Annotated in this window: 11 protein-coding genes; 4 read left to right on the top strand and 7 right to left on the bottom strand. The window is 73.3% G+C overall.

The features are described from left to right. Positions 1-45: 45 nt before the first annotated feature. The 4 genes from ACFWJO_RS00855 to ACFWJO_RS00870 all read right to left on the bottom strand — a co-directional run bounded on the left by ACFWJO_RS00855 (position 46) and on the right by ACFWJO_RS00870 (position 5903). Positions 46-2220, bottom strand: coding sequence for a 3-hydroxyacyl-CoA dehydrogenase NAD-binding domain-containing protein (locus ACFWJO_RS00855; RefSeq protein WP_386862685.1), 2175 nt, complete (start codon positions 2218-2220; stop codon positions 46-48). Between the two features lie 38 nt (positions 2221-2258). Further along, positions 2259-3482 carry an acetyl-CoA C-acetyltransferase gene (locus ACFWJO_RS00860; protein WP_385692578.1) on the bottom strand — a complete coding sequence of 408 codons (1224 nt, stop codon included), beginning with the start codon at positions 3480-3482 and terminating at the stop codon, positions 2259-2261. 106 nt (positions 3483-3588) lie between these two features. Further along, positions 3589-4740, bottom strand: a complete 1152-nt coding sequence (locus tag ACFWJO_RS00865; RefSeq protein WP_386862686.1) for an acyl-CoA dehydrogenase family protein — start codon at positions 4738-4740, stop codon at positions 3589-3591. After that, positions 4737-5903, bottom strand: coding sequence for a CaiB/BaiF CoA transferase family protein (locus ACFWJO_RS00870; protein WP_386862687.1), 1167 nt, complete (start codon positions 5901-5903; stop codon positions 4737-4739). Before ACFWJO_RS00870 ends, ACFWJO_RS00865 begins: the two co-directional genes overlap by 4 nt. Positions 5904-6223: 320 nt before the next feature. Between ACFWJO_RS00870 and ACFWJO_RS00875 the strand changes: the two genes are divergently transcribed. Further along, positions 6224-7411, top strand: coding sequence for a saccharopine dehydrogenase family protein (locus tag ACFWJO_RS00875; RefSeq protein WP_386862688.1), 1188 nt, complete (start codon positions 6224-6226; stop codon positions 7409-7411). 13 nt (positions 7412-7424) lie between these two features. Here the strand turns inward: ACFWJO_RS00875 and ACFWJO_RS00880 are convergent, their stop codons facing one another. Next, entirely contained in the window at positions 7425-7838 is a 414-nt protein-coding gene (locus ACFWJO_RS00880; RefSeq protein ID WP_386862689.1) for a VOC family protein, read from the bottom strand. Between the two features lie 65 nt (positions 7839-7903). Next, a complete protein-coding gene (locus ACFWJO_RS00885) occupies positions 7904-8605 on the bottom strand; it encodes an endonuclease V (RefSeq protein WP_386862690.1) in 702 nt (233 codons plus the stop codon). Positions 8606-8658: 53 nt separating this feature from the next. Here ACFWJO_RS00885 and ACFWJO_RS00890 point away from each other — a divergent pair, with 53 nt between their 5' ends. Then, on the top strand, positions 8659-8958 hold the full coding sequence (locus ACFWJO_RS00890; protein ID WP_386862691.1) for a YciI family protein: 300 nt from the start codon (positions 8659-8661) through the stop codon (positions 8956-8958). 15 nt (positions 8959-8973) lie between these two features. Here ACFWJO_RS00890 and ACFWJO_RS00895 read toward each other — a convergent pair whose 3' ends face one another. Beyond that, the gene (locus ACFWJO_RS00895) at positions 8974-10125 is read right to left on the bottom strand and encodes a WD40/YVTN/BNR-like repeat-containing protein (RefSeq protein WP_386862839.1); all 1152 of its coding nucleotides are present in this window, start codon (positions 10123-10125) and stop codon (positions 8974-8976) included. A gap of 92 nt (positions 10126-10217) precedes the next feature. Between ACFWJO_RS00895 and ACFWJO_RS00900 the strand changes: the two genes are divergently transcribed. Further along, positions 10218-10682, top strand: a complete 465-nt coding sequence (locus ACFWJO_RS00900) for a (4Fe-4S)-binding protein (RefSeq protein ID WP_386862692.1) — start codon at positions 10218-10220, stop codon at positions 10680-10682. Positions 10683-10860: 178 nt separating this feature from the next. Then, on the top strand, positions 10861-11277 hold the full coding sequence (locus ACFWJO_RS00905; RefSeq protein ID WP_384412373.1) for an SsgA family sporulation/cell division regulator: 417 nt from the start codon (positions 10861-10863) through the stop codon (positions 11275-11277). Positions 11278-11417: the final 140 nt, after the last annotated feature.

Raw genomic sequence — 11417 nt, forward strand, 5'->3', positions numbered from 1 at the left:
CGGCCGGCCGCTGACGACGGACGCGTCCGGTCCGCCGCCGTCGGCTCAGGCGTCCGTGAAGACCTCGCCCCGCTCCGCCTTCTCCACCAGCAGGGCCGGCGGGTTGAACCGCTCGCCGTACGTCGCCGCCAGCTCGCGCGCCCGCTCCACGAAGCCGGCGACGCCGCCCTCGTAGCCGTTGATGTACTGGAGCACGCCGCCCGTCCACGCCGGGAAGCCGATGCCCAGGATGGAGCCGATGTTGGCGTCCGCGACGGAGGTCAGGACGCCCTCCTCCAGGAGGCGGACGGTGTCGAGCGCCTCCGCGAACAGCATCCGCTCCTGCATGTCGCGGAACGGGATCTCGACCTCGGGCTTGGTGAAGTGCTCGCGCAGGCCCGGCCACAGCCTGCCGCGCTTCCCGTCCTCGCCGTACTCGTAGAAGCCGGCGCCGCCGCTGCGGCCGGGGCGGCCGAACTCGTCGACCATGCGGTCGATGACGATCTCGCCGGGGTGCGCGATCCAGGTGCCGCCGGCCTCCTCGACGGCCTTCCGCGTCTCGTTGCGGATCTTGCGGGGCAGGGTGAGGGTCAGCTCGTCCATGAGGGAGAGCACCTTCGCCGGGTAGCCGGCCTGGGCTGCGGCCTGCTCGACGGAGGCGGGCTCGACGCCCTCGCCGACCATGGCGACGCCCTCGTTGATGAAGTGGCCGATCACCCGGGAGGTGAAGAAGCCGCGCGAGTCGTTGACGACGATCGGCGTCTTGTCGATCTGGCGGACCAGGTCGAAGGCGCGGGCCAGGGCCTCGTCGCCGGTGCGCTCGCCCTTGATGATCTCGACGAGCGGCATCTTGTCGACGGGCGAGAAGAAGTGCAGGCCGATGAAGTCGGCCTGCCGCTCCACGCCCTCGGCGAGGTCGGTGATGGGCAGGGTGGAGGTGTTGGAGCAGAGCAGCGCGTCGGGCTCGACGACGTGCTGGATCTCCTGGAAGACCTTGTGCTTGAGCGCCGTGTCCTCGAAGACCGCCTCGATGACCGCGTCGCAGCCCGCCAGGTCCGCCACGTCGGCGGTCGGCGTGATGCGGGCGAGCAGGGCGTCCGCCTTCTCCTGCGTGGTGCGGCCGCGCGACACCGCCTTGGCGCACAGCTTCTCCGAGTACGCCTTGCCCTTGGCAGCCGCCTCGGCGGAGACGTCCTTGAGGACCACCTCGATGCCGGCGCGGGCGCAGGAGTACGCGATGCCGGCGCCCATCATGCCCGCGCCGAGCACGGCGACCCTGCGGACCTTGCGGGGCTCGACGCCCTGGGGGCGGTTGGCGCCGGAGTTGACGGCCTGGAGGTCGAAGAAGAACGCCTGGATCATGTTCTTCGCGGTCTGGCCGACGACCAGCTCGGTGAAGTAGCGGCTCTCGATGGTGAGCGCGGTCTCGAAGTCGACCTGAGAGCCCTCGACGGCCGCGGCCATGATGTTGCGCGGGGCCGGGTAGGGCGCGCCGTTCAGCTGCTTGCGCAGGTTGGCGGGGAAGGCCGGCAGGTTGGCGGCGAACTTGGGGTTCGACGGGGTGCCGCCGGGGATCTTGTGGCCGGGCTCGTCCCAGGGCTGCCGGGACTCGGGGTGGGCGTCGATGAAGGCGCGGGCCTTGGCGAGCATCTCCTCCGGCGTCGCGGCCAGCTCGTGCACGAGGCCGTTGTCGAGGGCGCGCCGCGGGTTGTACTGGGTGCCCTGGAGCAGCACCTTGAGCAGGGCGTCGGTGATGCCCATGAGGCGTACGGTGCGGGTGACGCCGCCACCGCCGGGGAGCAGGCCCAGGGTGACCTCGGGCAGGCCGATCTTGGAGCCGGGCGCGTCGAGGGCGATGCGGTGGTGGGAGGCGAGGGCGATCTCGTAACCGCCGCCGAGGGCGGCGCCGTTGATCGCGGCGACGACGGGCTTGCCGAGGGTCTCGATGCGGCGCAGCGCCCTCTTCATCTCCATGGCGCCGTCGAAGATGTCCTGGGCGTGCTCGGGGCCCGCCTGGATCATGTCCTTGAGGTCGCCGCCGGCGAAGAAGGTCTTCTTCGCGGAGGTGTAGATGATGCCGCGGATGGAGTCCTTCTCGGCCTCCGCGCGGTCGGCGATCGCGACGATCGAGGCCCTGAAGGCCTGGTTCATGGTGTTGGCGGACTGGTTCGGGTCGTCGAGGACGAGGGTGACGACGCCGGTCCCGTCCTGCTCCCAGCGGATGGTGGTGCTCTCGCTCATGCTGATGCTTCTCCGTAAGAAGGGTTCGGACCGGGCGGTCAGAAGCGCTCGACGCGCTCGACGATCGTGGCGATGCCCATGCCGCCGCCGACGCAGAGGGTCGCGAGGCCGTAGCGCTTGTCCTGGCGCTCCAGCTCGTCGACGAGGGTGCCGAGGATCATCGCGCCGGTGGCGCCGAGCGGGTGGCCGAGCGCGATGGCGCCGCCGTTGACGTTGACCTTGTCGAGGGAGACGCCCATGTCCTTGACGAAGCGCAGGACGACGGCGGCGAAGGCCTCGTTGATCTCGATCAGGTCGATGTCGTCGATGGTGAGTCCGGCCTTGGCGAGCGCCTTGCGGGTCGCGGGGGCCGGGCCGGTGAGCATGATGGTGGGCTCGGAGCCGGAGACGGCGGCGGCGACGATCCGGGCGCGGGGCGTCAGGCCGTGGCGCTCGCCGACCTCCCGGGAGCCGATGGCGACGAGGGAGGCGCCGTCGACGATGCCGGAGGAGTTGCCGGCGTGGTGGACGTGGTCGATCTCCTCGATCCAGTGGTACTTCTGCAGCGCGACCGCGTCGAAGCCGCCGAGTTCGCCGATGTCGGCGAAGGAGGGCTTGAGCCGGGCGAGGGAGTCGGCGGTGGTGCCGGGACGCATGTGCTCGTCGTGGTCGAGGACGGTGAGTCCGGCGCGGTCCCTGACGGGGACGACGGAGCGGTCGAAGCGGCCGTCCTTCCAGGCGGCGGCGGCGCGCTCCTGGGAGAGGGCGGCGTACTCGTCGACGTCGCGGCGCGAGAAGCCCTCGATGGTGGCGATGAGGTCGGCGCCGATGCCCTGGGGGGCGAAGTTGGTGGCGATGTTGGTCATCGGGTCGGCGAACCAGGCGCCGCCGTCGGAGGCCATCGGTACCCGGGACATGGACTCGACGCCGCCGGCGAGGACCAGGTCCTCCCAGCCGGAGCGGACCTTGGCGGCGGCCAGGTTGACGGCTTCGAGACCGGAGGCGCAGAAGCGGTTCTCCTGGACGCCGGCGACGGTGTCGGGCAGGCCGGCGGCGATGGCGGCGATCCGGGCGATGTCGGAGCCCTGGTCGCCGACGGGGCCGACGACGCCGAGGACGATGTCGTCGATGGCGGCCGGGTCGAGTCCGGGGAAGCGGGCGCGGATCTCGTGGATGAGGCCGACGACGAGGTCGATCGGCTTGGTGCCGTGCAGGGCGCCGTTGGCCTTGCCGCGGCCGCGCGGGGTGCGGATCGCGTCGTAGACGTACGCTTCGGTGGTCACGGTGGTGCCTTTCGGGCGAGTCTCGGAGGGTCGGGCTGGGGATTGCGGGTCGGGCCGCTGGTCGCGGGTCGGGCCCGGGAGTGCGGGTCGGGCGAAGGGCTGCGGGTCAGGCGAGCAGGGAACGGCCGATGATCTCCTTCATGATCTCGGTCGTCCCGCCGTAGATGGTCTGGATCCGGCCGTCGGTGAAGGCCCGCGCGACCGGGAATTCGCTCATGTAGCCGTATCCGCCGTGCAATTGCAGGCAGCGGTCGGCGACCCGCTTCTGCAGCTCGGTGGACCACCACTTGGCCATGGAGGCGTGCACGGCGTCGAGCCCGCCGCCGTCGGGGTCCGTGTGCTCCTCGACGCAGCGGTCGAGGAAGGTACGGGTGACGGCGCACTCGGTGGCCATCTCGGCGATCTCGAAGCGGACGTGCTGGAGCCTGGCCAGCGGGCGGCCGAAGGCCTCGCGCTCCTTGACGTAGGCGGTGGTGAGCTCCAGGAGGTGCTCGGCGCCCGCGATGGCGGCGACGGCGATGGCGAGCCGTTCCTGGGCGAGGTTGGTCATCAGGTGGACGAAGGCCCCGTTGAGCTCGCCGAGCAGGTTCTCCTTGGGGACGCGGACGTCGTGGAAGAAGAGCTCGGCGGTGTCCTGGGACTTCTGGCCGATCTTGTCGAGGTTGCGGCCGCGCTCGAAGCCGGCCATGCCGCGTTCGACGACGAGCAGGGAGAGCCCGTGGGCGCCGCCCTCCGGGGTGGTCCTGGCGACGACGATCACCAGGTCGGCGAGGATCCCGTTGGAGATGAAGGTCTTGGAGCCGTTGAGGATCCAGTGGTCGCCGTGGTCCTCGGCGGTGGTGCGGACGGCCTGGAGGTCGGAGCCGGCGCCGGGCTCGGTCATCGCGATGGCGGTGACGATCTCCCCGCTGCAGAAGCCGGGCAGCCAGCGGCGCTTCTGTTCCTCGGTGGCGAGCGAGGTGAGGTAGGGGCCGATGATGTCGTTGTGCAGGCCGATGGCCAGGCCGGGCGTGCCGGCCCGGGTGAACTCCTCGGCGAGGACGGCGCTGTAGCGGAAGTCGGGGTTTCCGCCGCCGCCGTACTCCTCGTCGACGGCGAGGCCGAGCAGGCCCTGCCGGCCTGCGGCCCGCCAGACCTCGCGGGAGACGATGCCGTCCTTCTCCCACTGCGCGTAGTGGGGCAGCACCTCCTTGGCGAGGAAGGTGCGGACGGTCTCGCGGAAGGCCTCGTGGTCGGCGGTGTAGAGCCGGCGCTTCATGCCTGCTGCTCCTTGGCGGCTGGGTCGGATACGGGGGGTACGAGTGCGGGTACGGCCCAGTCCCGGGCGACCTCGGCGGTGTCGCCGCCCGGCAGCGCGGGCCCGGTGCGGACCGCGCCGGGTGTGGCGGAGAACCGCGGGGCGGGCGCGGGCTGGACGAGCCCTTCGTGCTCGACGAAGGTGCCGCGGGCGGCGAGGTGTGGGTGGCCGGGGGCCTCGCGCATCGAAAGCACGGGGGCCACGCAGGCGTCGGTGCCCGCGAAGACCTCGGTCCATTCCTCCCTCGTACGGGTGCGGAAGCGCTCGGCGACGGCCTCGCGCAGCTCGGGCCAGCGGGCGAGGTCGCGGCGGGCCGGGGCGCTCTCCTCGATGCCGAGGAGCCGGACGAACTCGTCGTAGAACTGCTGTTCCAGCGCGCCGACGGCCATGTACCCGCCGTCGGCGGTCTCGTAGGTCCCGTAGAAGGGGCAGCCGCCGTCGAGCAGGTTGACCCCGCGCCGGTCCTGCCAGCCGCCGGCGGCGAGCATGCCGTGGATCATGGTGGCGAGGTGGGCGGCGCCGTCGACGATGGCGGCGTCGACGACCTGGCCCTCGCCGTGGGCGCGGGCGTGCTGGAGGGCGGCGAGGACGCCGATGACGAGGTAGAGGGAGCCGCCCGCGTAGTCGCCGACGAGGTTGGCGGGAATGACGGGCGGGCCGTCCGGGTCGGGGCCGATCATGCCGAGGGTGCCGGTGAGGGCCAGGTAGGCGATGTCGTGTCCGGCGGTGGGGGCGAGCGGTCCGTCCTGGCCCCAGCCGGTCATCCGGCCGTAGACGAGCCGCGGGTTGCGGGCGAGGCAGGCCTCGGGGCCGACGCCGAGGCGTTCGGCGACGCCGGGGCGGTAGCCCTCGACGAGGATGTCGGCGCGTTCGACCAGGTCGAGCACGGTGTCCGGCCCGCCGTCGGCCTTGAGGTCGACGAGGACGGAGCGCTTGTTGCGGTTGGTGAGGTCGTACGCGGGGTCGACACCGAGGCCCGGGCCGCCGGGCCGGTCGACGCGCACGACGTCGGCGCCGAGGTCGGCGAGCAGCATCGCGGCGAAGGGGCCGGGGCCGATGCCGGCGAGTTCGACCACGCGGACACCGGAGAGCGGGCCGCCGTGGGACGGGCGCGGAGTCGTCATCGAGTCCCCAGGGTGAGCGGAGTGGGTGACAGCGGAGTACCGGACGGTGGGCAGCACCGCGAGTGTGACAGTGATGATGTAACACCGAAGATGCTAGGAACGTGTTCCACTCGGCACAAGCCCCCGGCGGGTGTCTCGTCCGCCGGGCCGGACGAGGAGGGCCGGGCGCCGCGAGCCCGGCGTGACCGGCGGGGACGGCGACCGGGGCCGGGTGAGCGCCGGAAAGCTCCCGGCGGCGGGGCCCGCGCGGTCTTCCGCTAGAGTCCGCCGACGACATGCGCGCCGGGGGTGGCGCGGCGACATCGGAGGGGCTGGGCTGGATGGAGACTGGGGCGGCCGCGCGGCCGTACGACGTGGTCCTCTTCGGGGCGACCGGATTCGTGGGCGAACTCACCGCCGAGTACCTGGCCGAGCACGCCCCGGAGGACTGCCGCTGGGCCCTCGCCGGCCGCAGCCGCGGCAAGCTCACCGCCCTGCGCGACCGGCTCGCCGCGCGGTGGCCGCGGTGCGCCGGCCTTCCGCTGCTCGTCGCCGACTCGACCGACCCGGAGTCGCTGCGCGAACTCGCCGGCGCCGCCCGGGTGGTGGCCAGCACCGTCGGCCCGTACGTCTGGTACGGGGAGGAGCTGGTCGCCGCGTGCGCGGAGGCCGGAACCGACTATCTGGACCTGACCGGGGAGGCGGAGTTCGTCGACAGGATGTACGTGCGGTACGACGCCCGCGCCCGGGAGACCGGCGCCCGGCTCGTGCACGCCTGCGGCTTCGACTCGGTCCCGCACGACCTGGGCGTCTACTACACGGTGCGGCAGCTTCCGGAGGGGGTCCCGCTGCGGATCGACGGCTTCGTGCGGGCCGGCGCGGTCTTCTCCGGCGGCACCTTCGCCTCGGCGCTCACCGCGTTCGGGCGCGGCCGGGAGATCCTGCGGGCCGCGCACGAACGGCGGCTGCACGAGCCGCGGCTGGTGACCCGGCGGGCCCGGGCGCCGCTCGGCGGGCCGCGGTTCAGCCGCGAGACCGGCACCTGGGCGCTGCCGCTGCCGACCCTCGACCCGCAGGTGGTGGCGCGCTCGGCGCGGGCCCTCGAGCGTTACGGGCCGGACTTCCGCTACCGCCACTACGCCTCGGTGAAGACCCTGCCGATGGCGCTCGGCGGTTCCGCCGTGGTGGGCGTGAGTGCGCTCGCGGCCCAACTGCCCTTCGTCCGCAACTGGCTGATGGGCCGTTACGAGCCGGGGCAGGGGCCGAGCGCGGAGCGGCGGGCGCGCAGCTGGTTCTCGGTCCGCTTCGTGGGGGAGGGCGGCGGACGGCGCGTCTTCACCGAGGTGTCGGGCGGTGATCCCGGCTACGACGAGACGGCGAAGATGCTCGCCGAGTCGGCGCTGTGCCTGGCGTTCGACGATCTGCCGAAGACCTCCGGGCAGGTGACCACGGCGGTCGCGATGGGCGGCGCGCTGGTGGAGCGGCTGGAGGCGGCCGGGCTGCGCTTCCGGGTGGCGCACTCGGGCTGAGCGGCCGCGCCGCTCAGTGCCGTACGAGACAGAAGGGGTGGCCGGCCGGGTCGGCGTAGATCCGCCAGGCCCGGTCGCCGCCCTCGGTGTCGAGGCGCCAGGCGCCGAGCGCGACGACCGCCTCGTGGGCCTCGTCGAGGTCCGCGACCCGCACGTCGATGTGGAACTGCTGCTCGGGCGAGCCCCATACGGGCGGCCGGTGGTCGGCCACGCCCTGGAAGGCGAGCACGGGAGCGCCGCCGGCGCCGTGCAGCGTGGCCCAGGCGTCGCCGACCGCCCACTGCGGGTCGGGCCGGTTGATCTCGCCGCCGAGCAACCGCTGGTAGAACCTGGCGAGTTCCATGACGTCGGGGCAGTCGAGGACCACGCACTGCAGGGTGCCGATGGGGGCGGCGGGGTTGGGGCGAGCGGAACGGGGGGATGTCATGCCCACACTCTGCCGCCCGAGTGTCACGGGGCGATATCCGTACGGGTACTCACTCGTCCCAGGCATCACTCGGGCCTCGTGCTCAGCGCCTCCTGGAGGGCTCGGCGGCACAGGGAGTCGGCATGGCGGGTGGTCTCGGGAAGCCGGTAGCGCGGACTGAGGTGCAGCGTGTGCGCGCAGGCCCGGTCCAGCGAGACGCGGTGCCCGACCGAGACGAAGACCGGCTTGACGCCGGCGCGGGTGCGCAGCGCGCGGCCGACGGTCTCGCCGTCGGCGAGGAGGTCGCTGAACTCGCCCCGTCCTTCGCCCGGTTGCTCGTAGGAGAAGGTGAACGGGTTCTTGGCGACGCCGATGGACGGAAGTCCCGTGAGCACCCCGAGATGACTCGCGAGCCCGAACCGGCGGGGGTGCGCGAGCCCGTAGCCGTCGCAGACCAGCAGCCCGGGCCCGGCGGTGAGCCGCCCGAGCGCGGCGAGCACGGTCGGCACCTCCCGGAACGCCAGCAGCCCCGGCACGTAGGGAAACGACACCCGCCCCACGGCGGTCGCCTCCTCCACCACCTCCAGGCTCCGCCCGTCGAGCACGACGGCCGCCGCCGCGACGAGGTCCCGCTCGTCGTCATAGGCGACGTCGACCCCGGTCACGTTCCCCTCCCCGACCCCGGGCCCCTCCTCCCCCACCACGAGCCGCCCCCGCAACTCCTCCTGCACGGCCAGCGCCGCCCTTTCGTCGCCGGGCCAGCCCTCGGGAACCTCGATGATCGTCATGGTGGGGCACCCTACGACGAACCCGGCGGCGGCCTCTCGGTAGCCTGGCGGGCATGTTCGTACTCGAGTTGAGTTACACCGCTCCGCTGGAGCGGGTCGACGCGTTGCTCGGTGCTCACGTCGCATGGCTGGACGCGCGGTACGCCGAAGGGGTGTTTCTGGCGTCCGGGCGGAAGGAGCCGCGGGACGGCGGGGTGATTCTGGCCGGCGGGGTCGGTCGCGCGGAGATCGAGGAGATCGTGGCGACCGACCCGTTCAGCATCGAGGGCGTGTGCGCGTACCGGATCGTCGAGTTCCACGCCACGAAGACCGTGGACGGACTCGCGCCGTTCCGGGACGAGTTGCCCGTCTAGGCCGTTTCTTTCGGATCAGGGCCGGTGGAGGAGGGCGCGTGCGATGCGGCCCTTCTCGCCCGAGGCCCAGCACGCGCCGTCCAGGGTGCAGTCGACCGTGTCGTACGAGCCGGTGTCGACGGTGCGCCAGGTGCGGCCGCCGTCGGTGGTGAGGTCCGTGCCGGTGGGGCCGACCGCGAGGGCCGCAGACCTGGTGTGCGGGAGCCAGGCGACGCCCGAGCGGTAGGCGGGCGGCGGGGTGGCGGACGCGGTCCACGCGCGGCCCGCGTCGCCCGTGACGGCGGCCGCCCGCGGCGAGGGCTGGTCCTTGCGGTAGTCGCCGCCGACCGCGATGCCGTGCCGGCGGTCGCGGAAGGCGAGCCCGAACACGCCCTTGGCGCCCTCGCCCGCCGGGACGGTGGTCTCGGTGGCGGTCCAGGTCAGCCCCCGGTCCGCCGAGTGCAGCACCCGCCCGGTGGCCCCGCCGCCGGTCGCGAGCCACACGTCCTTCGGCCCGGACGAGACCAGGCACTGGCCGCTCGCCGCGAAGCCGGCCTCGCCGGGCAGCGCGTCCGGCATGCCGTCGTCCGGCAGGACCTCCCAGGTCCGCCCGCCGTCGCGGGTCGACAGGATGCGGAACCTGCCGTCCACCGGGTCGCTCATCGCGAGCCCGTGCCGCCGGTCGAAGAAGGTCATGCAGTCGTAGAAGGCGCGCGGATCGGTGTTGCGGAAGGACTCCGTCCAGGTCTCGCCGCCGTCCTCGGTGCGGTAGACCCGCGAGGCCTCGCCCTCGCCGATCGCGAGGACCACCGCGCGCCGGGCGTCGAAGGCCTCCACGTCCCGGAACTCCAGCTCCCCGGCGCCGGCCGGCGAGACGTTTCGCCAGCTCTTCCCGCCGTCGGTGGTGCGCAGCACCGTCCCCTTCGACCCGGCGGCCCAGGCCACCGACCTGCTTACCGCCGCCAGCCCGCGGAACCGGGCATCGGTGCCGGTCCCGGTGAGCCGCCACTCGCCGGGCACGCGCTCCCCCGCCGCGGCCGGCGCCGCCGTGACGGCCGTCGCGAGCGCCGCCCCCGCGAGTCCCGCGGCGAGTCCCGCCGCCCACGGCCGCCCAGGCCTCCGCGTCCGCCCAGGCCTCCCCACCTGTCGCGTCCTGCTCGTCTCTCGCGTCTCGCTCGTCTTCCCCATGGACGTCATGCCGCCGGAAGCTAGCCCACCCCGAAGATCCCGTCCAGAGTGCCGGAGTGCGCACCGCCCGCCGCCTTCCTAGGCTGGGTCGCATGACGGACCGCACCACCGACCCCGTCCCGGACGAGGCGCCGAAGCTCAAGGAGTACGACGGCGAGGGGATCACCGTCACCTTCGAGCCGCGCCGCTGTCTGCACGCCGCCGAGTGCGTCCACGGTCTGCCGAGCGTGTTCGACGTGTCGAAGCGCCCGTGGGTGCAGCCCGACGAGGCGGCGCCGGACCTGGTCGCCGAGGTGGTCCGCCGCTGCCCCTCGGGTGCGCTGCGCTACCACCTGGCGGACGACGCCGCCGAGCCGCCGGCCTCCCCCACCACCGTCCGCCGCATGCCGGACGGGCGTCTGGTGGTGCGCGGCGACCTGCTGGTCCGCTCCGGCCAGGGCGAGCGGCACGAGACCCGGGCGGTGCTGTGCGGCTGCGGGGCCTCGGGCAACCAGCCGTACTGCGACCACTCGGGACCCTGCGCGGGCGGCGACTTCGACCGCGCGGAGGAGCGGTGAAGCGGAGCGGTGACGCCGAGCGGTGACGCCGAGCGGTGACGCCGAGCGGTGACGCGGCGCGCGGTGACGCAGCTCACGTACCCCCGCAGTGCACGTCGGCGCCTCCTCGTTCGTCTCTCCTGGTGTCGGGGAGACGCAGGAGAACGTGGCCCGTAGCCGCGCGACAGGAGGCTGGCCCATGTCCACCGTCATCGAGCAGGCCGTGCAGGCCCGTCTGGTCGCGTCCGCGCCCCGGGCCGAGTCCGTCGCCGCCACGCTGCGGTACGACCGCGAGGACCCGTACGCCGTGAGCATGGCCTTCCCGCCGCCCGCGACCCTGGAGGGCGTCGAGGTGTCGTGGGCCTTCGCGCGCGAGCTGCTCGCGCAGGGCGTGGACGGCCCGGCGGGCGTCGGGGACGTGCGCGTGCGGCCGTACGGATACGACCGCACCGTGGTCGAGTTCCACGCTCCCGAGGGCGTGGCCATGGTCCACATCCGCACGTCGGAGCTGCGGAGCTTCCTGGAGCGCTCGCAGCACCTGGTGCCGAGCGGGCGCGAGCACCAGTACCTGGACTGGGACCAGGACCTGGCGCAGCTCCTGGAGGAGCACCCGTAATTCGGTTGCCGTCGCCCGTCCCCCGGTCGTAACGTCGTCGACGGTCCTGTTGTCGCCAGATCGGAGAAGGCCGTTGCTCGTGTGAGGTCCGAGACACCGTGCCGCGCGTGCCGCCCCGCCGCCGCGTGTGCCGTCCTCGA

Source organism: Streptomyces sp. NPDC127092, assembly GCF_042722475.1.
Lineage (GTDB): Bacteria > Actinomycetota > Actinomycetes > Streptomycetales > Streptomycetaceae > Streptomyces.